This window comes from Solwaraspora sp. WMMA2056, from assembly GCF_030345095.1.
Taxonomy (GTDB): Bacteria; Actinomycetota; Actinomycetes; order Mycobacteriales; family Micromonosporaceae; genus Micromonospora_E.
This window is the reverse complement of record NZ_CP128360.1, coordinates 3,765,577-3,789,814: the sequence shown is the minus strand read 5'-3', so window position 1 is coordinate 3,789,814 and position 24,238 is coordinate 3,765,577. Positions and strand designations below refer to the sequence as shown.

The 24,238-nt window shown below is 71.0% G+C and carries 24 protein-coding genes and 1 tRNA gene; 11 read left to right on the top strand and 14 right to left on the bottom strand.

Going from position 1 to position 24,238, the window contains the following annotated elements:
* Positions 1-38 precede the first annotated feature (38 nt).
* From polA to O7608_RS17225, 10 genes are all read right to left on the bottom strand, one after another.
* Complete coding sequence (gene polA, locus O7608_RS17270) at positions 39-2,726, bottom strand: DNA polymerase I (RefSeq protein WP_289205562.1); 2,688 nt, start codon at positions 2,724-2,726, stop codon at positions 39-41.
* A 70-nt stretch (positions 2,727-2,796) separates the two neighbouring features.
* Entirely contained in the window at positions 2,797-3,585 is a 789-nt protein-coding gene (locus O7608_RS17265) for an amino acid ABC transporter ATP-binding protein (protein ID WP_289205561.1), read from the bottom strand.
* Positions 3,585-4,559 carry an amino acid ABC transporter permease gene (locus O7608_RS17260; protein ID WP_289205560.1) on the bottom strand — a complete coding sequence of 325 codons (975 nt, stop codon included), beginning with the start codon at positions 4,557-4,559 and terminating at the stop codon, positions 3,585-3,587. Before O7608_RS17260 ends, O7608_RS17265 begins: the two co-directional genes overlap by 1 nt.
* A gap of 22 nt (positions 4,560-4,581) precedes the next feature.
* A complete protein-coding gene (locus O7608_RS17255; protein WP_289210927.1) occupies positions 4,582-5,418 on the bottom strand; it encodes an ABC transporter substrate-binding protein in 837 nt (278 codons plus the stop codon).
* 100 nt (positions 5,419-5,518) lie between these two features.
* Positions 5,519-6,229, bottom strand: a complete 711-nt coding sequence (locus O7608_RS17250; RefSeq protein ID WP_289205559.1) for an ABC transporter ATP-binding protein — start codon at positions 6,227-6,229, stop codon at positions 5,519-5,521.
* Positions 6,219-7,037, bottom strand: coding sequence for an ABC transporter ATP-binding protein (locus O7608_RS17245; RefSeq protein ID WP_289205558.1), 819 nt, complete (start codon positions 7,035-7,037; stop codon positions 6,219-6,221). The genes O7608_RS17250 and O7608_RS17245 overlap by 11 nt, the downstream gene beginning before the upstream one ends.
* A complete protein-coding gene (locus O7608_RS17240) occupies positions 7,030-8,139 on the bottom strand; it encodes a branched-chain amino acid ABC transporter permease (RefSeq protein WP_289205557.1) in 1,110 nt (369 codons plus the stop codon). Before O7608_RS17240 ends, O7608_RS17245 begins: the two co-directional genes overlap by 8 nt.
* Positions 8,136-9,086 (bottom strand): branched-chain amino acid ABC transporter permease, encoded by a 951-nt coding sequence (locus O7608_RS17235; RefSeq protein WP_289205556.1) that lies wholly within the window; start codon positions 9,084-9,086, stop codon positions 8,136-8,138. Before O7608_RS17235 ends, O7608_RS17240 begins: the two co-directional genes overlap by 4 nt.
* A 100-nt stretch (positions 9,087-9,186) precedes the next feature.
* Positions 9,187-10,311 carry a branched-chain amino acid ABC transporter substrate-binding protein gene (locus O7608_RS17230; protein WP_421361550.1) on the bottom strand — a complete coding sequence of 375 codons (1,125 nt, stop codon included), beginning with the start codon at positions 10,309-10,311 and terminating at the stop codon, positions 9,187-9,189.
* A gap of 279 nt (positions 10,312-10,590) precedes the next feature.
* Entirely contained in the window at positions 10,591-11,220 is a 630-nt protein-coding gene (locus tag O7608_RS17225) for an ANTAR domain-containing response regulator (protein ID WP_289205554.1), read from the bottom strand.
* 106 nt (positions 11,221-11,326) lie between these two features.
* Between O7608_RS17225 and O7608_RS17220 the strand changes: the two genes are divergently transcribed.
* From O7608_RS17220 to O7608_RS17195, 6 genes are all read left to right on the top strand, one after another.
* A tRNA-Leu gene (locus tag O7608_RS17220) sits at positions 11,327-11,400 on the top strand.
* A gap of 211 nt (positions 11,401-11,611) precedes the next feature.
* A complete protein-coding gene (locus O7608_RS17215; protein WP_289205553.1) occupies positions 11,612-12,994 on the top strand; it encodes a glycosyltransferase family 2 protein in 1,383 nt (460 codons plus the stop codon).
* Positions 12,991-13,830, top strand: coding sequence for a hypothetical protein (locus O7608_RS17210; protein ID WP_289205552.1), 840 nt, complete (start codon positions 12,991-12,993; stop codon positions 13,828-13,830). Before O7608_RS17215 ends, O7608_RS17210 begins: the two co-directional genes overlap by 4 nt.
* 19 nt (positions 13,831-13,849) lie before the next feature.
* Complete coding sequence (locus tag O7608_RS17205; RefSeq protein WP_289205551.1) at positions 13,850-14,140, top strand: acyl carrier protein; 291 nt, start codon at positions 13,850-13,852, stop codon at positions 14,138-14,140.
* 72 nt (positions 14,141-14,212) lie between these two features.
* Positions 14,213-15,226: an aldo/keto reductase gene (locus O7608_RS17200; RefSeq protein WP_289205550.1), complete on the top strand. Its 1,014-nt coding sequence runs from the start codon at positions 14,213-14,215 to the stop codon at positions 15,224-15,226.
* Positions 15,227-15,231: 5 nt separating this feature from the next.
* Positions 15,232-15,510, top strand: a complete 279-nt coding sequence (locus O7608_RS17195) for a hypothetical protein (protein WP_289205549.1) — start codon at positions 15,232-15,234, stop codon at positions 15,508-15,510.
* On the opposite strand, the gene O7608_RS17190 is transcribed toward O7608_RS17195, so the two are convergent.
* From O7608_RS17190 to O7608_RS17180, 3 genes are read right to left on the bottom strand one after another with little or no spacing between them, the layout of a single operon-like run.
* Positions 15,454-16,488, bottom strand: a complete 1,035-nt coding sequence (locus O7608_RS17190; protein ID WP_289205548.1) for a methyltransferase — start codon at positions 16,486-16,488, stop codon at positions 15,454-15,456. The genes O7608_RS17195 and O7608_RS17190 overlap by 57 nt on opposite strands.
* A gap of 15 nt (positions 16,489-16,503) precedes the next feature.
* Positions 16,504-16,968, bottom strand: coding sequence for an anthrone oxygenase family protein (locus tag O7608_RS17185; RefSeq protein ID WP_289205547.1), 465 nt, complete (start codon positions 16,966-16,968; stop codon positions 16,504-16,506).
* 34 nt (positions 16,969-17,002) lie between these two features.
* A complete protein-coding gene (locus O7608_RS17180) occupies positions 17,003-17,806 on the bottom strand; it encodes an AfsR/SARP family transcriptional regulator (RefSeq protein ID WP_289205546.1) in 804 nt (267 codons plus the stop codon).
* A 228-nt stretch (positions 17,807-18,034) separates the two neighbouring features.
* On the opposite strand from O7608_RS17180, the gene O7608_RS17175 reads away from it, so the two are divergent.
* From O7608_RS17175 to O7608_RS17155, 5 genes are all read left to right on the top strand, one after another.
* Positions 18,035-18,952 carry a UbiA family prenyltransferase gene (locus O7608_RS17175; protein WP_289205545.1) on the top strand — a complete coding sequence of 306 codons (918 nt, stop codon included), beginning with the start codon at positions 18,035-18,037 and terminating at the stop codon, positions 18,950-18,952.
* A gap of 275 nt (positions 18,953-19,227) precedes the next feature.
* Positions 19,228-20,301 carry a sensor histidine kinase gene (locus O7608_RS17170; RefSeq protein WP_289205544.1) on the top strand — a complete coding sequence of 358 codons (1,074 nt, stop codon included), beginning with the start codon at positions 19,228-19,230 and terminating at the stop codon, positions 20,299-20,301.
* On the top strand, positions 20,298-20,960 hold the full coding sequence (locus tag O7608_RS17165; RefSeq protein ID WP_289205543.1) for a response regulator: 663 nt from the start codon (positions 20,298-20,300) through the stop codon (positions 20,958-20,960). Before O7608_RS17170 ends, O7608_RS17165 begins: the two co-directional genes overlap by 4 nt.
* Positions 20,961-21,163: 203 nt before the next feature.
* A complete protein-coding gene (locus tag O7608_RS17160; protein ID WP_289205542.1) occupies positions 21,164-21,868 on the top strand; it encodes a PIG-L deacetylase family protein in 705 nt (234 codons plus the stop codon).
* Positions 21,865-23,178, top strand: a complete 1,314-nt coding sequence (locus O7608_RS17155) for a hypothetical protein (protein WP_289205541.1) — start codon at positions 21,865-21,867, stop codon at positions 23,176-23,178. The genes O7608_RS17160 and O7608_RS17155 overlap by 4 nt, the downstream gene beginning before the upstream one ends.
* Here O7608_RS17155 and O7608_RS17150 read toward each other — a convergent pair.
* Positions 23,137-24,156: an LLM class flavin-dependent oxidoreductase gene (locus tag O7608_RS17150; RefSeq protein WP_289205540.1), complete on the bottom strand. Its 1,020-nt coding sequence runs from the start codon at positions 24,154-24,156 to the stop codon at positions 23,137-23,139. The genes O7608_RS17155 and O7608_RS17150 overlap by 42 nt on opposite strands.
* Positions 24,157-24,238 lie beyond the last annotated feature (82 nt).

The window sequence follows — 24,238 nt, the reverse complement described above, 5'->3', positions numbered from 1 at the left end:
TACCCGCACCGGGTCAGCCGTGCGCGGCACCGGCCGGTTCAGTGGTCGGCGCTGTGCCAGTCGGTGCCGACGCCGACGGAGACCTCCAGCGGCACCGACAACGGGTACGCCCCGCCCATCTCGCGACGGACCAGCTCCTCCAGGTCTGCCCGCTCCCCCGGTGCCACCTCGAACACCAGCTCGTCGTGCACCTGCAGCAGCATCCGCGACCGCAGCGGCGAGGCCCGCAGCGCGGTGTCGACGTGCAGCATCGCCACCTTGATCAGGTCGGCGGCGGAGCCCTGGATGGGCGCGTTGAGGGCCATCCGTTCGGCCATCTCCCGGCGCTGCCGGTTGTCGCTGACCAGGTCGGGGAGGTACCGGCGCCGGCCCAGGATCGTCGAGGTGTAACCGTCCTGGCGGGCCTGGGCGACCAGCGCCTGCAGGTAGTCGCGGACTCCGCCGAACCGGCGGAAGTACTCCTCCATCAGGGCGCGGGCCTCGTCGGTGGCGATCCCGAGCTGCTGGGACAGGCCGAAGGCGCTCAGCCCGTACGCCAGGCCGTAGTTCATCGCCTTGATCCGGCGGCGCTGCTCGGCGCTGACCGACTCCAGCGGCACCTGGAACACCGACGACGCGGTCACCGCGTGGAAGTCCTCCCCGGAGTTGAACGCCTCGATCAGCGCCTCGTCCGCGGACAGGTGCGCCATGATCCGCATCTCGATCTGGCTGTAGTCGGCGGTCAGCAGCGACTCGAACCCGGCGCCGACCACGAAGGCTCGCCGGATCCGACGGCCCTCCTCGGTGCGGATCGGAATGTTCTGCAGATTCGGGTCGGTCGAGGAGAGCCGGCCGGTGGCGGCCACCGTCTGGTGGAAGGTGGTGTGGATCCGCCCGTCGTCGGAGATCGACTTGAGCAGCCCGTCGACGGTCGACTTGAGCCGGGCCACGTCGCGGTGGCGCAGCAGGTGCGCCAGCAGCGGATGCTCCGTCTGCGCGAACAGCCACTGCAGGGCGTCGGCGTCGGTGGTGTACCCGGTCTTGATCTTCTTGGTCTTGGGCAGCCCCAGGTCGGTGAAGAGGATTTCCTGCAGCTGCTTGGGCGAGCCGAGGTTGAACTCCCGGCCGATCACCCCGTACGCCGCCTGCGCGGCCGCCTTGACCTCGGCGGCGAAGACCGCCTCCAGCTCGGTCAGGTACTCGGTGTCGGCGGCGATGCCGGCCTGCTCCATCGCGGCGAGGACCTCGACCAGCGGCAGCTCGACGTCGGCGAGCAACCGGGTCGAGGCGTCCCCGTCGCGGGCCAGCTCGGCGTCGATCGCCACCGCCAGATCCAGGGTGGCCCGCGCCCGCAGCATCAGGTTCTGCTCGACCTCGCCCTGCGGCCCGAGGCCGTCGAGGGTGAGCTGCCCGTCGTCGGGGGCGTCGACCCGCAGCTCCCGGTGCAGGTAGCGCAGGGCCAGGTCGATCAGGTCGTAGGAACGCTGGTCGGGCCGGGCCAGGTAGGCGGCGAGCGCGGTGTCCCGGTCGATGCCGGCCAGCGACCAGCCGTGGGCGGCGAACGCCAACCGGGCCGGCTTGCTGTCGTGCAGGACCTTGCGACGCCGCTCGTCGGCGAGCCAGTCGGCGACGGCCGCCTCGTCGGTGGCGTCCAACGCGGCCGGGTCGAACCAGGCGGCGGCACCGTCGGCGGTCGCCACCGCGACCGCCGTCACCGTGCCGGTGCCCCGGCCGAAGCTGCCGGCGACCGCGACGCCGACGCTGACGCCGACCGGTGCGTGCGCGGTCAGCCAGGGGGCGACCGCGCCGGCACCGAGGACCTGCCCGGCCAGGTCGAACCCGGCCTCGGCCTCCGGCTCGACCGCGTCGAGGTACTGGTAGAGCCGGTCCCGCAGGATCCGGAACTGCAGGGCGTCGAACACCTGGTGGACGGCCTCCCGGTCCCAGCCGGTCCACTTGGCGTCCGCCACGGTGACCGGCAGCTCCAGATCCGCCACCAGACAGTTCAGCTCGTAGTTGCGGATCACGTCGGCGAGCCGCTCCCGCAGGCTCTCCCCCGCCTTGCCCTTGATCTGGTCGGCCTGGGCGACCACCCCGTCCAGTCCGCCGTACTGGCTGATCCACTTGGCGGCGGTCTTCGGGCCGACACCGGGCACCCCGGGCAGGTTGTCGCTGGCCTCACCGACCAGGGCGGCCAGGTCCCGGTAGTGCTGCGGCCCGACACCGTAGCGGGCGGTGACCGCCGCCGGGTCCATCCGGGCCAGGTCGGAGACGCCCTTACGCGGGTAGAGCACGGTGATCCGGTCGTCGACCAACTGGAAGGCGTCCCGGTCACCGGTGCAGATCAGCACGTCCATCCCGGCGTCCCGGCCGGCGCAGGCCAGGGTGGCGATGATGTCGTCGGCCTCGAAGTTGTCCTTGGTGACGAACGGGATGCGCAGCGCGTCGAGGACCTCCTGCACCAGGCTCACCTGCCCGGCGAAGTCGGCCGGGCTCTCCGACCGGCCGGCCTTGTACTCGGCGTACCGCTCGGTCCGGAACGACCGGCGGGAGATGTCGAAGGCGACCACGATGTGCGTCGGCCGCTCGTCGCGCAGCACGTTGATCAACATCGAGGTGAAGCCGTAGACCGCGTTGGTCGGCTGCCCGGTGCTGGTGGAGAAGTTCTCCACCGGCAGGGCGAAGAACGCCCGGTAGGCCAGCGAATGGCCGTCGAGAAGCAGCAGTCGGGGCGCGTCGTCGGTCACGTCAAGCGACTCTAGTCGTGGGGTGTGACAGCGCCCCCGGCGGCTCGCGGCCGGGGGCGCCCCCGCCAGTTCAGAGGACCTTGCTCAGGAACGCCCGAGTTCGTTCGTGCCGTGGGTCGGCGAGCACCTCGCGGGGCACGCCGGCCTCGACCACCACCCCGCCGTCCATGAACACCAGCGAGTCGCCGACCTCCCGGGCGAAGCCGATCTCGTGGGTCACCACGATCATCGTCATCCCGTCGCGGGCCAGGTCCCGCATCACGTCCAGGACCTCACCGACGAGTTCCGGATCCAACGCGCTGGTCGGCTCGTCGAAGAGCATCACCTTCGGCCGCATCGCCAACGCGCGGGCGATCGCCACCCGCTGCTGCTGACCACCGGAGAGCTGACCCGGGTACGCGTGCGCCCGGTCGGCAAGGCCGACCCGGTCCAGCAGCGCCACCGCGCGCTCACGGACCGCCGCCTTCGGCTCCCCACGGACCCGCAGCGGCGCCTCCATCACGTTCGCCAGGGCGCTCATGTGCGGGAAAAGGTTGAACCGTTGGAACACCATGCCGATGCTGCGCCGCTGCGCGGCCACCTCCCGGGCCGGCAACTCGTGCAGCTTGCCGCCCCGCTGCCGGTAGCCGACCAGCGCCCCGTCCACCCAGATCCGCCCGGCGTCGATCTTCTCCAGGTGGTTGATGCAACGCAGGAAGGTCGACTTGCCCGAGCCGGACGGCCCGATCACACAGCACACCTCACCGGGGCGTACCGCCAGGTCCACGCCGTTGAGCACGTCGAGCGACCCGAACGACTTGTGCACGTTCTCGGCGTACACCATCAGGGTGTCCGGCCCGGCGGCGGCCGACGCGGTCATCAGGTCCCCTTCGCAGCGGCGGCGCCGACACCGCGGGAGAACCGCCGTTCGACGAAGGACTGGCCGACCATCAGCACGCTGGTCAGCGCCAGGTACCACAGGCAGGCGGCGACCAGCATCGGAAAGACCTGAAAGGTCCGGGATCCGACCGCCGACAGCTGGAAGAACAGTTCGTTGGTCACCGGTACGAAGGCCAGCAGCGAGGTGTCCTTGAGCATCGCTATCGTCTCGTTGCCCGTCGGCGGCACGATCACCCGCATCGCCTGCGGCAGCACCACCCGGCGCAGGGTCAGGCCCTGGCTCATGCCGAGCGCGGCGCACGCCTCGGCCTGACCGGGGTCGACCGAGCCGATCCCGGCCCGGACGATCTCCGCCATGTAGGCCGCCTCGGACAGCGCCAGCCCGAGCAGACCCGCCACGAACCCGCTGATCGCGGTCCGGGCGTCGAAGCCCCAGATCCGGGCCTCGAAGTCGGTCACGCCGAACAGCGCACCGAGCTGCCGGTCGAACGGCAGGCCGAACTCCAGCCGCTCCCACAGGATGCCGAGGTTGCCGAAGAGCACCAGCAGCACCACCCGGGGCACCGCCCGGAAGAACCAGGTGTAGAGCCAGGCGACCCCGGCCAGGATCGGATTGCCGGACAGCCGCATCACCGCGACCAGGACCCCGACGGCGACACCGATCAGCATCGCGAGCAGCGTCATCGTGATGGTGGTCCGGACGCCTTCGATGATCGGCGGCCGGAACATGTTGTCGACCATGAACGCCCACTGGAAGCGGTCGTTGGTGACCAGCAGGTGGACGAACATCGCGGCGAGTACGGCGAGCACGCCGATCGCCACCCAGCGGCCCGGACGCCGTACCGGCACCGCTCTGATCGGATCCGGGCGGACCCGGACTGGCCCGGACGGCACCTCGCCTGCCGGGTCCGGCCCGGACGGCGGGGTGCCGTCCGGGCCGGTCGAGGGGTTCATCGACATCGCCGGTCGACGCGGCTCAGGGGTTGACTGCCGGGTCGGTGATCCCGCCCGCCTCGACGCCCCAGTTGCTCAGCGCCTGCTCGTAGCTGCCGTCGGCGATGACCGCCGCCAGCGCCTGCGCCAACGCCTCGGCGAACTCGGACTGCTCCTGGGCCACGACGTAGCCGTACGGGGCCGAGTCGTAGATGTCGCCGGACAGCTCCAGCTCACCGTTGGTCTGCTGGACCGCGTACGCGCAGACCGGCGAGTCGGCCAGCATCGCGTCGTTCTTGCCGGAGACCACCGAGGCGGTGGCCTGGTCCTGACCTTGGAACTGCTCGATGGTGATCTCGGGGTTGCCGGCGGCGGTACAGGCCGCCGACCGGGCCTCGATGTCCTCGACCTGGACGGTGCCGGCCTGCACCGCCACCCGCTTGCCGCAGGCGTCGTCCGGGTCGACCGGCTCACCGGCGCGCGCCGCCCACTGGGTGCCCGCCGAGAAGTACGACACCATGTCGACCTGGGTCTTGCGCTCGTCGTTGATGGTGAACGACGACACCCCGATCTCGTACTTGCCCGACATCACCCCGGGGATGATGTCGTCGAACTGGCTGGGCACGTACTCGGTGGTCAGGCCGAGCTTGCCGGCGACGGTGTTGAACAGGTCGACGTCGAAGCCGAGGACCGTGGCACCGTCGGTGTCGAGGAACTCCGCCGGGGCGTACGTCGCGTCGATCCCGACCAGGATCTTGCCGTCGGCCTTGATCTCGTCCGGGACCAGCGCCGCCAGGTCGTCGTCGGCCGAGGCGCTCGGCGCGCCGGCACCGGGCTGTTCGACGCTGTCCTGTTCGCCGCAGGCGGCCATGGTCAACATCAGGGCGACCGCGCCGACGACGCCGACGGCGGCCCGCCGGGTCCGGTGATATCTGGTGGTCACGCTTCCTCCGAGGGGTCGGGCGTACCGGGGGGACGGCTCAGGCGACACCGAGGTACGCCTCCTTGACGGCCGGGTCGTGCAGCAGGTCGGTGCCGGTGCCGGACTTGACGATGCTGCCGGTCTCCAGCACGTACGCCCGGTGGGCGCGCGACAGCGCCTGCTGGGCGTTCTGCTCCACCAGCAGGACCGTGGTGCCCTGCTGGTTGATCTCCACGATGATGTCGAAGATCTGCTGGATCAGCATCGGCGCGAGCCCCATCGACGGCTCGTCGAGCAGCAGCAGCTTCGGCCGGCTCATCAGCGCCCGGCCGACGGCGAGCATCTGCTGCTCACCGCCGGAGAGGGTGCCACCGGCCTGCTTGCGCCGCTCGGCGAGCCGGGGGAACAACCCCAGCACCCGGTCCAGGTCGGCGGCGATGCCGGCCCGGTCCCGACGGGTGTACGCCCCCATGTCTAGGTTCTCCAGCACCGTCATCCCGGGGAAGATGCCCCGGCCCTCCGGTGCCTGGCAGAGCCCGCGCCGCACCCGCAGGTCGGCACGGAGCTTGGAGATGTCCTCGCCGTCGAAGGTGATCTTGCCGGAGGCGATCGGCCGGATACCCGAGATGGCCCGCATGGTGGTCGACTTGCCGGCACCGTTGGCGCCGATCAGGGCCACGATCTCGCCCTCGTCGACCGTCAGGCTGATGCCGTGCAGCGCCTGGATCCGCCCGTAGAGCAGGCTGACGTCCTCGATCTCAAGCAGCATCGTCGGGCACTCCCAGGTAGGCGGCGATCACCCGGTGGTCCTCCCGCACCTCGGCGGGGAGTCCGTCGGCGATCTTCTTTCCGAACTCCAGCACGACGATCCGGTCGGTGACCCCCATGACCAGGCGCATGTCGTGCTCGATCAGCAGCACGGTGACGCCCCGGTCGCGGATCTGGCGGATCAGCTGGAGCAGCTCCTCCTTCTCCGCCGGGTTGAAGCCGGCCGCCGGTTCGTCGAGGCAGAGCAGCACCGGGTCGGTCGCCAACGCGCGGGCGATCTCCAGGCGCCGCTGTTCGCCGTACGACAGGTTGCGGGCCATCTCGTTGATCCGCTTGCCGATTCCGACGAAGTCCAGCAGCTCGCGGGCCTTCTCCCGGCCGTCGCGCTCCTCCCGCCAGTGCCGGGGCAGCCGCAGCATCGCCGAGATCACGCTGGTCTTGTGGTGGGCGTCCGCGCCGACCTGGACGTTCTCCAGGGCGGTCATCTCCGGGAAGAGCCGGATGTTCTGGAAGGTACGCGCCATCCCCATCTTGGTGATCTGGTGACGCTTCTTTCCGGTGATCCGCTCGCCACGGAACCGGATCTCGCCCTCGCTGGGCCGGTAGATACCGGTCATCGCGTTGAAGCAGGTCGTCTTGCCGGCCCCGTTCGGACCGATCAGCCCGAGGATCTCCCCCTTGTAGAGAGTGAAGTCCACGTCGTTGAGCGCGACCACGCCGCCGAAGCGCAGCGTGACATGGTCGACCTCGAGCAGGGGTTCGCGGGTCGCGGCGGTGGCACCGGCCCCGGTCGTCGCGGTGTCAGCCACCGACGGTCACCTCCTTACGCCGGTCCTTGAACTCGGCTGCCCGGCGTTTGCTGGAGATCAGGCCCTGCGGCCGGAAGATCATCATGACGACGAGGGTGAGCCCGAAGACCAGGAACCGGTACTCGTACAGCTCCACCCCGAACAGCTCGATGCCCCGGAAGCGTTCGATCAGGTACGCCACCAGGCCACCGCCGACGATCGCGCCGACGATGTTGCCGGAGCCGCCGAGGATCACCGCCGCCAGGATGATGATCGAGTTGAGCAGCTCGAAGTTCTGCGAGCTGACGAAGTTCTGCTTGCCGGCGAAGAGCGCGCCGGCGAGCCCGCCGATCGCCGCGCCCATGGCGAACGCCCACAGCTTGAACTTGAACGTCGGCACGCCCATCAGCTGGGCGGCGTCCTCGTCCTCGCGGATGGAGACCCAGGCCCGGCCGACCCGACTGTTGCTGAGGTTGGTAACCAGGATGACCACCACGATGATCACGGTGAGCACCAGCCAGTAGTACGGGCGGGCGTCCAGCACACCGAAGACCGGCTTGCCGTCGGCGTACTCGCCGGGCGGGTGCGGGATCTGGTTGAGACCCCGCTGACCCTTGAGGAACTCGGAGCTGACCGCCGCGATTCGGATCATCTCGGCGAAGCCGAGGGTGACGATCGCCAGGTAGTCACCGCGCAGTCGCAGGGTCGGGGTGCCGAGCATCAGGCCGGAGATCATTGTGATGCCGATCGCCAACGGCAGCGCCGCCAGCCACGGCCAGAGGGTCTTGAGGTCGCTGCTGGGCGAGGTCAGCACCGCGACCGTGTAGGCCCCGACGGCGAAGAAGCCGAAGTAGCCCAGGTCGAGCAGGCCGGCGAAGCCGACCACGATGTTGAGGCCGACGGCCAGCAGAACGTAGATCGAGACGGTGAACAGCACCTGGGCGAAGTTCGACTCGGTGGTCGGGATCGGCCCGAGGTACTGGTAGAACTCCTTGTTCGGCAACGCGTAGAAGAAGACGACCACCGCGGCGATCAACGCCCAGCGGGCCCACTTCGGCATGTGGTGCCAGCGATCGGAGATCTGACCGCGCACGTCGTGCAGCTTGCCTCGCACGCTTGTCATACCCGTGCCCTCCCCAACGACTCGCCGAGCAGACCGGTCGGGCGGAACATCAGCAGCACGACCAGGACGGCGAAGGCCACGAAGTCCTTCCACTGCGTACCGAACAGGCCGGAGGCGTAGTTCTCCACCACGCCGAGCAGGAAGCCGCCGAGCAGGGCGCCACGCAGGTTGCCGATCCCGCCGAGGACCGCGGCGGTGAACGCCTTGAGGCCGAGCAGGAAGCCGACGCTGTAGGTGAGCACACCGATGCGGATGTTGTAGAGGACGCCGGCGACACCGGCCATCAGACCACCCAGGATGAAGATGGTCATGATGATGCGGTCCTTGTTCACCCCCATCAGCGCGGCGGTGTTCGGGTCCTGGGCGACGGCCCGCACGCCCCGGCCGATCCGGCTGCGGTTGATGAAGAAGTCCAGGCCGACCATCATCACCAGGGCGGAGATGACGGTGAGCAGCTGCACCGTGGTGATCGGCACCCCGGCGACCTCGAACAGCGGGCTGTTGCTGACGATCGTCGGCAGCCCCTGCGGCAGACGTCGGGTGTAGATGCCGAAGGCCTCGGCCATCACGATCGACGCGCCGATCGCGGTGATCAGAAAAGCCAGCGGGGGTGCGTTACGCTTACGCAACGGTCGGTAGGCCACCCGTTCCACCACGGTGGCGGTGGCCGCCGAGGCTAGCGCGGCGACGAGCAGCGCGATCAGCAGGTAGAAGATGATCGACCCGGTTCCGGTGACCACCGAGTTCTGGGTGAGTCCGAGGGCACCCCAGGTCCAGAGCGCGGCGAACGCTCCGGCGATGAACACCTCGGAGTGGGCGAAGTTGATGAGACGCAGCACGCCGTAGACCAGCGTGTAGCCCAGCGCGACCAGGGCATAGATGGCGCCCTGCGTCAAGCCGGTCGTGGTGAGCTCTCCGAAGTTAGAGAGCAGTCCATTGACGTTCAAGGAGGGTGCTCCATTGAGGGCTGGGGAAAAAAATCGGGTGCGGCCGGGAGCGAGCTCCCGGCCGCACCCGCTGAAAAGCTGACCTGCCGATGGGGACGGATCAGGACTTGGGGATCTCCTGGTCCGGCACGACCTCACCGTTGACGACCTTGAACGCCCAGACGACGACCTGCGAGGCCTCCATCTCGCCCTTGTCGTCGAACTTGTAGCTGGCGGCGACGCCTTCACCCTCGTAGTTCTTCACCCACTCGAGCAGCGCCTCGCGGGTGGTGTTGCCCTCCTTGATGCCCTCGAGCAGGATGTTCGCCGCGTCGTAGGCGGTGTCGCTGTAGGTGCCCGGCGGGGAGCCGTGCAGCGCCTCGTAGTCGGCGGCGAAGCTGCCCCGGGCCTCGGTGGCCGGCTGGCACGGGCAGGTGAGGATGGTGCCCTCGGCGGCGGCGGCACCGGCGGAGGTGACGTACGCCGGGTCGTTGACGCCGTCACCGGCGACCATCGTGGCGGCGATGCCCGCGTCGGTCAGCTGCTTCCGGATCAGGCCGGCCTCCTGGTAGTACCCACCGTAGAAGACCGCGTCGACGTTGGCCGAGCGGACCTTGGTGACGGTGGCGGAGAAGTCGACCTGCTTGCCCTCGCCCTGGACCTTGTCGGAGTCGACGACCAGGTCACCGAGGACCTTCTTGACCTCGTCGGCCAGACCCGCGCCGTACGCCGACTGGTCGTCGATCACGAAGACCCGCTGCGCGCCCAGCACGTCGCGGATGTAGACGCCGGCGGCCGGGCCCTGGCTCAGGTCGTTGCCGACGCCCCGGAAGAAGGTCGGCCAGCCCTGGTCGGCCAGGCTCGGCCGGGTCGCCGACGGGGTGATGGTGACCAGTCCGGCCTCGGCGAACAGCGGGCCGGCCGCCTCGGACTCACCGGAGTACGCCGGGCCGACGATGCCGAGCATCTTCTCGTCGTCGATGGCCCGCTGCGCCAGACCGGGCGCCTGGTCCGGGCTGCCCTGCGAGTCGAGACCGACGTGCTCGACCGTGCAGTCCGGGTTCGCCTCGTTGTACTGCTCGACCGCGAGCGCGACACCGTTGTTCTCGTTGATGCCCAGCGCCGCCGACGGGCCAGTCAACGCCCCAAAAAAGGCGATCTTGTTGCCGCACGCCTCGCCGCCAGCTTCCGTGCTGTCGCCGTCCCCGCTGCTGCAGGCGGCACCGCCGGCGACGAGCGCCATCATGGCGACGCCGCCGAGCACGCGTACAAGATTACGCTTCAAGGCTCGAAACCCCTCCTCGATACCAATTGGCCCGAACCACCCACTGCCGATTGGCTCTTGCGGGAAGCACGCACCCGGCCGCTATCCCGGCCTTGGGGCGGGACGTTATCCCACCTGCCGGGCACGCCGTAAGGTCCAGGAAGGGCCGTTGACAAAAACGTTACGTAGCGTGGCCTGATGGCCCGACCAGCTGTAACACGCCCCGCGTGCACCTGGCCGGCCGGGGCCCGCGACGGTCACTCACTGCTGCGTAGGGGTGGTCTCACCGGCGGTCTCGCCCGGAGTCTCGGCCAGGATCCGCTCCGCGACGTCGCGCATGGTCATCCGGTGGTCCATCGCCATCCGCTGGATCCACTTGAAGGCCTGGGGCTCGGTCATCCCGTACGAGGTCATCAGCATGCCCTTGGCCCGCTCGACGACCTTGCGGGTCTCCAACCGGTCGGCCAACCCGGCGACCTCGGACTCGAGGGTGGCCAGCTCGCTGTAGCGCGACAGCGCGATCTCGATCGCCGGCACCAGGTCACTCTTCTGGAACGGCTTGACCAGGTACGCCATCGCACCAGCGGCACGGGCCCGCTCCACCAGGTCGCGCTGGCTGAACGCGGTGAGGATCACCACCGGGGCGATCCGGCCCGCGGCGATCCGCTCGGCCGCCGCCAGCCCGTCCATGATCGGCATCTTGATGTCGAGGATCACCAGATCGGGCTTGAGCTCCTCGGCGAGGCGCACCGCGGTCTCCCCGTCGCCGGCCTCACCGACGACGTCGTAGCCCTCCTCGACGAGCATCTCCGCCAGATCGAGTCGGATCAGCGCCTCGTCCTCTGCGATCAGTACCCGCCTGCGCTCGGCACCCGCCTGCGTGTCGGCCACGAACCCCTACCCCCAACACTTGCGACCCGACACCCACCGGGTTGGGTGTCGCCGCCTTCAGCGTAGTGGGTAGGCTTGACGAAGCCGGGCCCCAGACCCGACAAACGTCCCCGTACTCCAACCGGTAGAGAGACGGAGCTCAAACCTCCGACAGTGTGGGTTCGAATCCCACCGGGGGCACCGCGACACGGTGCACGACCAGACCGGGCGACCAGATCGCCCGGTCTGTCCATTTCCCTGGCGGACTTCCGCCGACGCGCCCGCTGCCGTCGCACACTCTGGCCGCGACCGGGGGGGTGCCCCGCCGTCCCGCCGCTGGCCGCAGGCTCCAGCCGGACCCGAGCGGAACCGGCCATCGTCGATGCGCACAGCGCGCGACGAAAGGAATCTGATGACGGTCTCGGTAGGGATACCCACCAGGGGCGACGACCCCGCCGCGCTCGTCCGGACCGTCCGGGCGGCGCTGCGGGCCGCCCGGACCGCCGGGGAGACCGCAGAGGTCCTGGTGGTCGTCAACGGCCGGTCACGACTGCCGGAACTGGACCGGATCGCCGGTGGCCGGCTACGGGTGCACTACCGCGAACGGCGCAACGTGGCGGCGGCCCGCAACGTCGTACTGGACGCGGCGGTCCACGACACCGTCCTGTACGTCGACGACGACTGTCTGGTGCCGCCGTCCTGGTGCGTGGACATGTCGCGGGCGCTCGCCCGCCCGGACCGGACGGCGCTCTGCGCACCGATCCGTACCGTGGTGTCCGGACCGGTCAGCGCCTTCGTCGACTATCTGCGGCTGTTCGACGCGATCCCGGTCGACGAGACCGAAGCCGACACGCTCACCACCGGCAACTGCGGGGTACGGCGCGACCGGCTCGGCCCGGACCTGCGCTTCTGCGAGGACCTGCACACCTCGGGCGAGGACTCGGACTTCGGTGCCGCGTTGCACGAGGCCGGCCACCGCATCGGCTGGTTGTCCGGCGCGCCGCCGGTGATGCACGGCTGCGCCGAGCAGATCGGCGAGATCACCGACCGCTACCTGCGCTACGGCGCCAGCGCACCCGAACTGCTGCTGCGGCGCAACCGCGCCCGGGTCGTCACCCACCGCGCGCTGGACTGGTACCGGGAGCGGACCCGGGACGAGTTCCGCACCTACCGGCGGTTCGCCGAGTTCGCCGACCCCCGGGTGCGCGCCGCGTTCGCCGTCTACGAGTATCTGATGATCAGTTCGGCGTTGCTCGGCTACCTGGTACGCCTCGGCGAACTGACCGGATGCCTGCTGGTGGAGCTGGACCGCACGGCACTGAGCCGGGCCTGGCGCGACCTGGCCGCCCGGATCGAGGCGGCGACCCGGGACGTCGACTGGACGGCGTTGCCGGTCGACTACCGACGGATCGCCACCGGCGCGTCGGAACGCCAGCCGGCGCTGGCCGAGGTGCGACAGGCACTGCGTACCCATGCCCGCCCGGTGCCGGTGGTGCCGGACGGACCCGCCGCGGAGATCCTGGCCCGCGGCGGCGAGCAGCCCGGCGAGTACCTGGCGCTGTTGGAGCGGGTCCGCCGGGTGTGGCACCCGATCCGCGACGCCGACCCGGACCAGCCGGCGGTGCCGCCGTCGGAGTTCGACCGACGGATGCGGGCCGTCGGGGTCTCGTTCGCGGTGGCCGGTGCCGCCGCCGAGTACTGCGCCCTGGTGGACCGGATCGCCGCCAACGGCACCGACGCCCGCTCGCCGCAGCGGACCTCCGCCGTCGACGTCCGACAGGGCGCGCAGCGGTGACCGGGGCGCGCAGGGGTGTCTATTTCCTGGCCAACGACGGCGTGCTGGAGCAGGCGCTGGCATTTCTGAACAGCTTCCGGACCTATCATCCCTGGACCCCGCTGTGCCTGGTCCCCTTCGCCGGCGACATCGACGCGCTCCGCGCACTCCGCCATCAATATGAATTTGAGATCTTCGATGATTATGCGGTGTTGGACCGGTGCGACGAGATCGGGTACGCCTTCCATGGCGCAGCCAGCGGCCAGTACCGCAAGCTCGCGATCTGGCATGGACCGTACGACGAGTTCGTCTACATCGACTGCGACACGGTGGTCCTGCACAACGTCCACTTCGTCTACCGCTACCTCGACGACTACTCGTTCGTCACGTCACACTCACACCAACCGGAGATCCGCAGATGGGTGTGGCGCGACAGCATCCACGACGTCGGCGTGCTGACCGACGAACAGGTCGCCTTCGCCGCCAACACCGGCTTCATCGCCTCCCGCCGGGGCAACCTGTCCCTGGCGCACGCCACCGCCCGCCTGCCCGAGGCGCTCGCGCTGGCCGCCCACATGGAGCTCACCTGCGCCGAGCAGCCCTTCCTCAACTATCTGATCGTCACCTCCGGTGCCCCCTACACCAGCCTCTACACGATCGCCGCGACCACCGGCGCCTGGGACCTGCCGGCCGAGCGGTGGGCCGGCGACCCGGCCTTCGTCGTGCACAACGGACGGATCATCGAGCCGGCGGCACCCACCCTGATGCTGCACTGGGCCGGCGAATGGGCGCGGGCCCGCCGGGAGGGCACCACGATCCCGTACCACGACCTGTGGAGCTACTACCGCCACCAGTGAACGACCAGAAGGGACACCGATGCGTGCCGACGACCACGACCAGCCGGCGGCGACCGACGGCGCCAGGTACCGGCAGACCCTGCAGGCCCTGCAGCGGGTGCTGGCCCGGATCCTGGTGGACGCCGGCGAACCGGACCCCGGACCGATCCCACCGGAGCGCCGGATCACCGACGTCGCCGCCAACTCGGTGCAGCTGTTGCAGGTACACGCCGGTCTGGAGGAGGAACTCGGCATCGAGATCGCCGCCGCCGCGTTGTTCGAGCACGACAGCCTGGCCGACCTCGCCCGGCACCTCTGCCCGACCGGCTGAACCCGCCCCGCCGTGCAGCCACGCCGATTCGGGGCCACCGGCCTGGTCGCCACGCCCATCGCCCTGAACGCGATGAGTTTCACCGCGGGCTGCGGTGGCCCGGTCGACCGGGCCGTCGCCGACGGGATGATCGGCCAGCTACGGGAGTTCGGCACCAGCCTGGTCGACGCCACCGACCTGACCACCGGCGGGGACGTCGAGACCGTCGTCGGCCGGGCGCTGCGCGGCCGCCGTACGGCGGTCCTGCTGGCCAGCCGCAGCGGCGGCCGCTACACCCGGAGCGGGCGGCTGGTCGACGTCGACGCCCGCCCCGAGACGGTGACCCGGTCCTGCCACACGACCCTGCGCCGGCTCGGCACCGACTACCTGGACCTGTACCTCCTCGACCGCGCCGACCCCCGGGTGCCGGTCGAGGAGAGCGTGCAGGCGATGGCCGCGCTGGTGGCCGCCGGCAAGGTACGCCACCTCGGCGTCGCCCACGTCGGCGTCGGTCAGCTCCGGCGTGCCCACGCGGTGCACCCGTTGGCGCTGGTAGCCGCCGAGTACTCGCTGCTCGGCCGCTGCGCCGAGACGGAACTGCTACCCGCCGCCCGGGCCCTGGGGATCGGGTTCGCGGCGTACCGCCCGCTCGGTGCCGGTCTGCTCACCGGGCGGCTGGACTCCCCCGACCAGCTGGCCCCCGACGCATACCAGCACGCCGACCCCCGGTTCCGGCCGGACAACTTCGCCCGTACGCGGCGGATGGTCGGCGCCGCGCAGCGGGTGGCCACCCGCCGGCACGTCGGGGTGAGTCGGCTCGCCCTGGCCTGGCTGCTGGCGCAGGGCCCCGACGTGTTGCCGGTGGCCGGCACCCGGGACCCGACCCACCTGGAGATGAACCTGGCCGCCGCAGCGGTCCGGCTCGACGCGGCCGAGCGGGCCCGCCTGGCCACGGTGTCCGACCCGCGCGACGCGGTCTGCCCGCAGCCGGTCGGGACCGACTGCCGCTGCCGGCCCGACAGCGCAGACGCTGGACCCGACAGCGCAGACGCTGGATCCGACACCAGAGACGCTGGACCCGACAGCCAGGACCGGGCCGGAGACTGACGACCATGGACCGCCTGCCGCACCCCGCCGACGGCGTACCGTCGGTCGACGACACCACCACGCCGGTGTCCCCCGGCCCGCTCGCCCGGCTGCTGCCGCTGCTTGGCCACCTGCACCTGGTCGTGCCCGGTCCCCCGGCGGACTGGGACGGCGCCCTGTCCGCCGGGGCCGATGGCACCGACCCCGCGCCCGCCGGGGAACGGCCGACGCCGGGCACCCGGATCGGGTCAGCTGCCGGCGGTGGGCCTGCGGGCGACCAACAGAGTGTCGCTGCTCCCGAGTGACCGGCGCTGCTGTACGGCGAACCCGGCCTCGCGCAGCCACTGTTCGCCGTCCGCCGCCCGGTACTCCGCACCGTCGGAGGTGACCAGGAGCATGTTGAGGCTGACCAGCAGCCGGGCCAGGTCGGCCGGCTCGTCGTCGAGCATCGCGTCGTAGACCAGCAGCAGGCCACCGGGGGGCAGCGCGGCGTACGCCCGGGCGATCAGGGTCTGCCGTTGCGGCGGCGACCAGTTGTGCAGGACATGGCCGATGATCAGCACGTCGGCGGTCGGTAGCGGGTCGACGAAGAAATCACCACCGACGAACCGGACCTCGGTCGGCGGACGCAGCGACCGCATGTGGTCCGCGAACGACGGCGCCATCGCCGGCAGGTCGAACACGGTCGCCGACAGGTGCGGATGCGCCGTCACCAACGCCGCGGCCAGGTTGCCCCGGGCACCGCCGACGTCTACCACGCTGGAGACCGCCGACCAGTCGACGGCAGCGGCCAGGTGGGGCGCGAGTTGACCGCTGGCCCCGTCCATCATGCCCAGGTACCGCTCACGCTGGACCGGGTCGGCGAGCATCTGCGCGAACGCGCCCGCGCCCGCCGACGGGGTCTGCGGTCGCCCGGTCCGCAACGCGGTGGCCAGCTTGCCCCAGGCCGGGTAGAGCACCTGGTTGGCCCGGTCGAGGAAGCCGCCGAGGAAGGCCGGTCCGCCGGGGACCAGGTGCCGGCGTGCCGCGTCGGCCAGGTCGTAGCCGGCGGCGGTCCGATCGAGCAGGCCGAGCACGGTGAGCGCGTCGAGAAAGTCGCCCGCGCCACGGCCGGCCAGGTGCAGCCGGGCGGCGATCTCGTCGGCGGTCGACCGGCCGTTGCTCGACAGGTCGGCGAAAAGTCCGAGCTCGGTGGCGGTGAGCAGCAGCTTCGCGTGGCAGAAGGCGTTGCCCAGACGTTTGATGTCAGCGGGGTCGAGGGTCGGCGTCGAGGTCGACGGCACGGCTTCTCCTTTCGGTCACCAGGACGGATGAGACACGGCGGCGGCGTTGGCGACCAGGCCCAGCACCGCGAAACCCGTCCTGAGCAGATTGAACGCGCGCCAGTGGGCACGCGGGTCGGGCCAGTGCGGCGGCAGCGCCCCGGCCGGCAGCGCCTTCACCCGGCGGTTGATCGGCACGTTGCCCAGCTGCGACACCACCGCCACCGCGCAGCCGGCCGCAGCGGCGACGAGCAGCAGCAGCCGTACCACGGGGTGCCCGGTGAGCACGGCGGCGACCACGTCGCCCACCGTCCAGGTGAGCACCGTGGGCGGCATCACCAGGTCGAACCGACGGCCGATCAGCTTGTGGGTCTCGACGTAGCGCTGCGGGGAAAGGGCCCGGAACGCCGGGACCACGCTGAGCGCGACGGCGTACAGCACCCCGGCGGTGAGGCCACTGCCGGTCAGTACGACGACGCCGAGCCACGTCTGGGCGGTCACGAGTCGCCGCCCAGGTAGCGCCTACCCACGGCGGTCAGGCCGCCGAGAGCACACTGCGGTACAGCCAGGTGCTGCTCATCGCGGGTTCGCCGTGGCTGAGCAGCTCACGGTGCAGCCGCTGCAGCTCGGGCTGCGGGGTGAGGCCGAGCTGGTGGTCGAGCACGCGGCGCAGATCCTGGTACGTCTGCAGCGCCTCACCCCGGCGGCCGGTCCGGGCCAGCGCCACCATCAGCTGGCCGTACAGCCACTCGTTGAGCGGATTGGTGGCCACCAGGGACCGGATCTCCCCGATCAGCTGCCGGTGCAGGCCGAGTTCGGCGTCGGCCTGAATCCGCAGTTCCAGGGTGCGCATCCGGTCCTCCTCGAGGCGGATGGCGTGTGCCTGCAGTAGTCCGCCCCGGCGCAGGTTCGCCAGGCTCTGCCCCTGCCACAGCTCGAGCGCGCGACGCAACAGTGGCGCGGCCTGCTCCGGTTGGCCCCGCTCCAGCATCTGCCGACCCTGGCGGGACAGGGCTTCGAAGGTGGTCGCGTCCAGCTGGCTGGGTGCGATCCGCATCAGATAGCCGGGCGGCTTGGTGAGCAGCCACTCCCCGCCGGTACGGATCCGGGGGTCCAGGCACTTGCGCAGCTGGTAGATGTAGGTCTGGGCGGTACCGACCGCGCTGGGCGGCGGATCCTCGCCCCACAACTCGTCGATGATCGCGTCGGTCGACACCACCTGGTTGGCGCGCAGCAGAAGCAGGGCGAGGACCCGGCCGACCTTCGGTGGGGTCGGGGTGACGACGGTGCCGTCGTCGTCGAACACCTCGAGTGGGCCGAGTACCTGGAAATGCAGCATCGCGTTCCTCTCGATCGGTTGTGCAGCGCAATCCGACGGAAACTTCGCCGGGATCTGGAAAGTAGGCTGCCTACAACTCGAACAACAAGAGCCGGCGTCGAGTTTGCACCTGGGGACCCGCCCACCCCGATCCGATACACCCAGCACCGACAGCAGGGTGCAGAATTGGATACGACCTTCGATGTACACCTCTGATGCGGGCCAATCAGGGCACCATATCCTCGACCCATGACCACGACGTCTGTCGAAGTGTCCAGGCAAAGCTGGCGAATGACGGGCCGCTACCTGGGCTGGTGTGTCATCGAGGCCAGGCCCGCCGTACTGGCGATCTACACGATGCGCTTCCTGGTCGCCGGCGCGCTGGCCACCGTCGCCGCGCCGGAGACCACCGCCGCGTGGTGGCGGATGCCGGTGGCGCTCGCCGCCTGGCTCTGCGTCGCCGCCAGCGTCTACCTGTTCGACGGGGTGACCGATGTGGTCGGCGACCGGGTCAACGGCTCCCGCCGGCCGATCGCCCGCGGCGTACTGCCGGTGCCGGTGGCGGCGGGGGTGGCCACGGCCTGGGCGGGTCTTGCGGTGGCCGGGGCCGCTGTCCTCGGTGTGGCCTGGCTCGGCCTGGTCGGCCTGGCGCTGCTGCTCGGCTGGGCCTACTCCGCGCCGCCGCTTCGCCTGAAGCGGTGGAGCGTGGCCGCCGGGGCCACCGTGGTACTGGCCGGACTGGTGACGTTCACCGCCGGGGCGGTAGCGGCCGGTGGCGGCGGCGTGCCGCCCGCGCTGCTGGTGTTCGCCGTCGCGATGTCGTGTTGGATGGGTCTCGTCGGCGCGCTGGCCAAGGACCTGTCCGACGTCGCCGGTGACGCGGCGACCGGGCGACGGACCTCGGCGGTGCTGCGTGGTGTGCCGGCCGCTGGGCGACGGGTGTCGGTCAACGCGCTCCTGGTGGCCGTCGCGTTCGGCGCGGCGGCGGTCGGGGTGGATCCGGTGCTGCGCTGGCCGGCGGCGGCCCTGGCCGGCGGGGCCGTGGCGATCGCGGTGACCTGCCGGCGGCGCCGACCGGCCGGGCCGACGCGGCAGCCGTACCGGATCTTCATGACCACCCAGTACGTCGCTCACGGGGCGGTACCGGTCGGGATCGCGTTCGCCTGACGGCGTCCGGTCCGCGTACTGCGCCGTTTCTGCGCTGATCCATCAACTGATGACCAGTAATGCGGCGAACCTCATTACCAGCGCGTTTCACGCCGACACCGATGATCGACAAAACGGGCGTACCACTCGATGACGGATCGGTCCGGGTCCGGTTCCCGATCCGGCCAGCCACTGTGGACCAGGTCCGTAAAGCGGAAAATGCGTGGCCGACGGATAGACGGACGGCACGTTCTACGGATACCCTCGATCCCCAGTGAGGATGCCGGAGGAACACTGTGAGCGAGCCACTCCAGGAGCCGTCGCAGACCACCCTGAGTGACCAAATAACGGCCCTCTCGCCCACGATCCTGCGCGATTTCGAGGTGGCATTAGAAAGGGCGGGTAGCGCATTACTGCTGGACGACCTGTCCCGTAAGCAGGTGCTGACCCATGCCCGGGACATCCTGGCGCGCACCGCGGCCCAGGTCGGCGGCCACCCGACGCCCGTCGTCCAGCCGGGGCTGGCCCGGGAGATCGGCGCCGACCGGGCCGCCACCAACACCTCGCCCACCGAGTCGCTGCGGGCCGCGAACCTGCTGTTCGCCACAGTGGTACGACGGGTCGCCGCGACGGTGGACGGCCCAGACGCCACCGACCGTCTCATCCTGACCGCGCTCACCCTGCACGAGATCCTCACCCACACCCTGCGGGTGGCCGCGGACGCCTACGTCGGCGTGCTGCTCAACCGGATCCACCGCGCCCAGATCGAGGAACGTCGCCACATCAGCCGCGAACTGCACGACCGGATCGGACACGGCATCGGCGTCGCGCAACGCCAACTCGAACTGTCCGAGATCTACTGGGCCGCTGACCAGGACCGGGCACTGAGCCGGCTACGAGCCGCCCAGCACGGGCTGACCGGCACCCTGGAGGCCGTCCGGCACACGATCGCCGGGCTCCGACTGGTCGAGCCGGTGCACGGGTTGGAGAAGGCGCTGCGGCTGTTCCTGGACAGCACGGCGACGCCCGAGCTGATCCACGACATCCAGGTCAACGGCGACGAGAGCTGGGTGCCGGCCACGCTGATCGAGGAGACCTTCCTGATCGTCCGTGAGGCACTGCGCAACACCGTGACCCACGCGCGGGCGCAGCTCGTCATGGTCCGCATCGACCTCGCACCCGACCGGTTGCAGGCCAGCGTGGTCGACGACGGGGAAGGTTTCGACCCGGCCGCCGGACACCGGGGCACCGGGCTGCTGTCGATGAAGGAACGGGCCAGCCTGCTGGGCGGCTCGCTGTCGCTGATCAGCCGGATCGGCGGCGGGACGCACATCGAGCTACGGCTGCCAGTGGAGGGAGACACCGGGTGACTCCAGAGCCGATCACGGTGGTCCTGGTGGACGATCACGCGCTGATGAGGGAAGGGCTCCGCGAGATCCTGGAGAGCCAGCCGGGGCTGGTGGTGGTCGGTGAGGCCGGCAACAGCGCCGACGCGATCGCCCTGGTGGCCCAGCAACGGCCCCGGGTGGTCCTGCTCGACGTGGAGATCCCCGGTGGCGACGTCACCGACACGGTGATCGCGTTGCGTGAACTCGTCCCGGAAACCGAGATCATCATCCTGAGCATGTACGACGGACCCCGGTTGCTGCAGCGGCTGCTCTCCCTCGGCATCCGGGGCTACCTGCTCAAGAGCGTCAGTCGTCGGGAGCTCGTCTCCGCGATCCACAACGCCTGCATCCAGGACAACCACGTCACCCTCGCGGTGTCCCGCAGCAGCCTGGCCCAGCTGCCGACATCGACCGCGATGCTCTCCCCCCGGGAGATCGACGTGCTGTCGCTGACCGCGCAGGCACTCAGCAACGCCCAGATCGCCGCCCGGTTGTATCTGACGGAGGCGACCGTCAAACGCCACCTGAGCAACATCTTCGCCAAACTGGGTGCCGTGTCGCGCATCGACGCGGTCAACAAGGCGATCGCCGCCGCGCTGCTGCCACCGTACGACGGGACACAGCGGCCCGCCGTGCAGTAGTTGCGCCAGGCCGCCCGACCATCCGTCGCGACGGCTCGACGACGGTTCGACGGCCCCTCGATCCGTACCCGCCATCATCGCCGGTGCCGGTCATCATCGCCGGTACCGGCGTCGCGCCCGTGGCGCGGCGGCGTCCGGTCGTTGCCGACCCGCACCGCGACGGTACGGGGCGTCCCGGCCCGAGCAGACAGGAGCACACCGCTGTGGCCCATCCGTCGGTACTGGCTGTCTTCGCCCACCCCGACGACGCCGAACTCGGCTGCTTCGGCACCCTCGCCGGGCTCGGCGCCGCCGGCTTCGACGTCCACATCCTCGCGCTCACCGACGGCTCGGCGAGTTCCTCACCGGCCGCGGCGGCCCGCCCCGACGAGGCGAAGCAGTCCGCCGGGGTGATCGGGGCCAACCTCGTCATCGAGAATCTCGTCGACGGCGCGCTCGCCGCCGACCGGCAGACGTACTCCTGCGTCGCCGACCACCTGCACCGGGTCCGCCCGGCGCTGGTGATCACCCACCTGGTGGGCGCCGGTGACCACCAGGACCACGAGACCGCCGGTCGGGCGGCGACCACGATGGCCGGCCGCAGTCCGTTCGTCCGCACCATTCTGCAGGCCGAACCACCCTTGATGAACAACCTGTTCACTCCGGACGTCTACGTCGACGTCACCGCCCGGATGCCGGACAAGCTCGCGGCGGTGGCCAAGTACCAGTCCGAACGCGACAAGCCGTACGTCGCCGAGCAGGCGATCCGGGACCGGGCGACGTGGTGGGCCCGCCAGGCCGCCACCCACGACCTCACCGAGGTCCGCTACTGCGAGGCGTTCCGGCTGGTCAAGGCCGCCCTCGACGTCACCGGTCTCGGCGCGGCGTGCGGCGGCGGACCGCAGTCGGCACCGGCGGGTCACCGGTGAGCGGCCGGCACCGGCCGGTCGCGGTGCTCGTCGGCGCGCCTAGCCAGGCAATGCCGGACGGACCGGAGCAGGCGGTGCCGGACGGACCGGAGCAGGCGGTGCCGGACGGACCGGAGCAGGCGGTGCCGGACGGACCGGAGCAGGCGGTGCTGGCCGGGCGGCCGGCGGGCCACTGGCTGCTGGACACCCTCGCCCGTCTCGACGCCGAGGTGGTCACGAAACCGCCGCGCCCCGGCGACCGGCCGGTACTGCTGATCGGCACGGCGACGCCGCTGATCGGGGCCGGCACCCTGGCCTGGGCGGTGGACCGGGTCACCGACGACACCGGCGGCACCGGCGGCGGCCGCGTGGTGCTGCTGCGGGCGCGACGCCCCGCACCGTGGTGGGATCCGACCCCGCCGGCCACGCCCGACGCACCGGCCGGCCTGGTCCTCGCCGGGCCCGTCCCTCTCTCTGTCGCCCGGCTCGCCGGCCACCTCGCCGCCGAGACACCCTGCGCCGCCGTACGCCACCAGCTGGTCGCCGCCGGGGTGCGGGTCGACGACGTGACCCTGCACCCGACCGAGTCGTTACGCACCACCGACCCGGTGGAGCTGGCCGAGGCCCACCGGGCCGTCCAGGCCCGGATCGTGGCCGGCTGGCTACGACGCGGCGTGTACGTGGAGGACCCGGCGACCACCTCCATCGACGCCACGGTCCAGCTCGCGCCCGGCGTCACCGTACTGGCCGGCACCCGACTGACCGGCCACACCACGGTCGACGCCGGCAGCCGGATCGGCCCCGGGGTGTCGCTGCACGACTGCCGGGTCGGTGCCGACTGCGAGATCCGGTACGCGGTCTGTCAGGACGTCGACCTCGGTGACCGGGTCAACGTCGGGCCGTACGCCTGGCTGCGCTCCCGCGCCAGCCTCGGCGACGACTGCCGCGCCGGGGCGTTCGTGGAGATCGCCGACTCGACGGTCGGCGCCGGCACCAGCGTCCCGCACCTGGCCGGACTGTTCAGCGCCGACGTCGGACGCGGCTGCAACCTGGCGAGCATGTCCGGGCCGGCGAACTTCAACGGTGGCGTCAAGAGCCGGGTCCGCATCGGTGACGGCGTCTCCATCGGCGCCGGCACGATCCTGGTGGCACCGGTCGAGGTCGGCGACGGCGCGGAGACCGCCGCCGGCTCGGTGATCACCGACGACGTGCCCGCCGGTGCGCTGGGCATGGCCCGCACCATGCAACGCAACGTCACCGGCTGGGTCCGGCTGCGCCGGTCGGCGGCGTCAGCCGCCGGCGAGGCGCAGCGCGGCGGCGGCCACCCGTAGCGCCTCGATCTGTCCGGCGGCGGTGGCGGCCAGCGGGGTGAGCCCCAGGGTGGTCACCCCGGCGGCCGCGTACGCGGCGAGTCGGGGCGCGATCCGCTGCGCCGGGCCGATCAGCGACGTGTCGTCCATCAACGCCATCGGTACGGCGGCCGCCGCGCCGGCCCGGTCACCCGAGCGCTGACGGTCCCGGATCTCGTCCGCCGCCGCGCCGTGGCCGAGTTCGGTCACCAACCGGTGGTAGATGCTGCGGTGGCGGCTGCCGAGGCCGATGAAGTTCGCGAAGTAGCCGCGGACCGCTTCGGCGGCGGCCACCGGGTCCGGGCCCACGCTGATCGGCACCGACGGCAGCACCTCGAACCCGTCCAGCCGGTGGCCGGCCTGCTGGCGGCCGGCCCGCACCCGGTGCAGCGAGTCGGCCAGCCGCTGCGGCGAGCAGAACACCCCGATCCACCCGTCGGCGACCCGGCCGGCCAGCTCCAGGTTCGCCGGTCCGACCGCCGCCAGGTAGATCGGCAGCTGCGGGCGGGGCGGCCCGGCCCGCAGCTGCGCCGCCTCGGTGGTGCCCTCCGGCGGCAACTGGTAGAACCGGCCCTGGTGGCGTACCGGCGCTCCGGACAGCGCCATCCGGACCACCGCGAGGTACTCCTCGGTGCGGGCCAACGGTCGGTCGTACGGCACGCCGTACCAGCCGAGTGACACGTCCGGGTTGGACACCCCGAGCCCCAGGGCGAACCGGCCGCCACTGAGAGCGTCCAGGGTCGACGCGGTGAGCGCGGTCAGCACCGGCGTACGGGCCGGGATCTGCATCACACCGGACGCCAGCCGGATCCGCCGGGTACGGGCGGCCACCGCGCCGAGCAGGCTCGGCGCGTCCTGTTTGAACCCCTCCGGAACCAGGGCCGTCTCGTATCCGAGCCGCTCGGCCTCCTCGGCCACCTGTGGCCCGCTGTCGCGGGACAGGAAGACTCCCAACCGCATGGTCACTCCCCTCTTGCCGGTGGCGCCACCATGACGGGTCGGATTCGCATCCCGGGCGAGGCCGGCACGAGACGCCGACGGT

What these genes read in the sequence shown, in the direction of transcription:
- O7608_RS17265 (WP_289205561.1), bottom strand. Translation starts at nt 3,585, where the DNA reads ATGACCGCGTCGGCCGCCGCCGGGCCGGACACCCTGATGGTGTACGCC.
- O7608_RS17260 (WP_289205560.1), bottom strand. Translation starts at nt 4,559, where the DNA reads ATGAACCCCTCGACCGGCCCGGACGGCACCCCGCCGTCCGGGCCGGAC.
- O7608_RS17255 (WP_289210927.1), bottom strand. Translation starts at nt 5,418, where the DNA reads ATGTTGACCATGGCCGCCTGCGGCGAACAGGACAGCGTCGAACAGCCC.
- O7608_RS17250 (WP_289205559.1), bottom strand. Translation starts at nt 6,229, where the DNA reads ATGCTGCTTGAGATCGAGGACGTCAGCCTGCTCTACGGGCGGATCCAG.
- O7608_RS17240 (WP_289205557.1), bottom strand. Translation starts at nt 8,139, where the DNA reads ATGACAAGCGTGCGAGGCAAGCTGCACGACGTGCGCGGTCAGATCTCC.
- O7608_RS17230 (WP_421361550.1), bottom strand. Translation starts at nt 10,311, where the DNA reads ATGATGGCGCTCGTCGCCGGCGGTGCCGCCTGCAGCAGCGGGGACGGC.
- O7608_RS17215 (WP_289205553.1), top strand. Translation starts at nt 11,612, where the DNA reads ATGACGGTCTCGGTAGGGATACCCACCAGGGGCGACGACCCCGCCGCG.
- O7608_RS17205 (WP_289205551.1), top strand. Translation starts at nt 13,850, where the DNA reads ATGCGTGCCGACGACCACGACCAGCCGGCGGCGACCGACGGCGCCAGG.
- O7608_RS17200 (WP_289205550.1), top strand. Translation starts at nt 14,213, where the DNA reads ATGAGTTTCACCGCGGGCTGCGGTGGCCCGGTCGACCGGGCCGTCGCC.
- O7608_RS17195 (WP_289205549.1), top strand. Translation starts at nt 15,232, where the DNA reads ATGGACCGCCTGCCGCACCCCGCCGACGGCGTACCGTCGGTCGACGAC.
- O7608_RS17180 (WP_289205546.1), bottom strand. Translation starts at nt 17,806, where the DNA reads ATGCTGCATTTCCAGGTACTCGGCCCACTCGAGGTGTTCGACGACGAC.
- O7608_RS17175 (WP_289205545.1), top strand. Translation starts at nt 18,035, where the DNA reads ATGACCACGACGTCTGTCGAAGTGTCCAGGCAAAGCTGGCGAATGACG.
- O7608_RS17150 (WP_289205540.1), bottom strand. Translation starts at nt 24,156, where the DNA reads ATGCGGTTGGGAGTCTTCCTGTCCCGCGACAGCGGGCCACAGGTGGCC.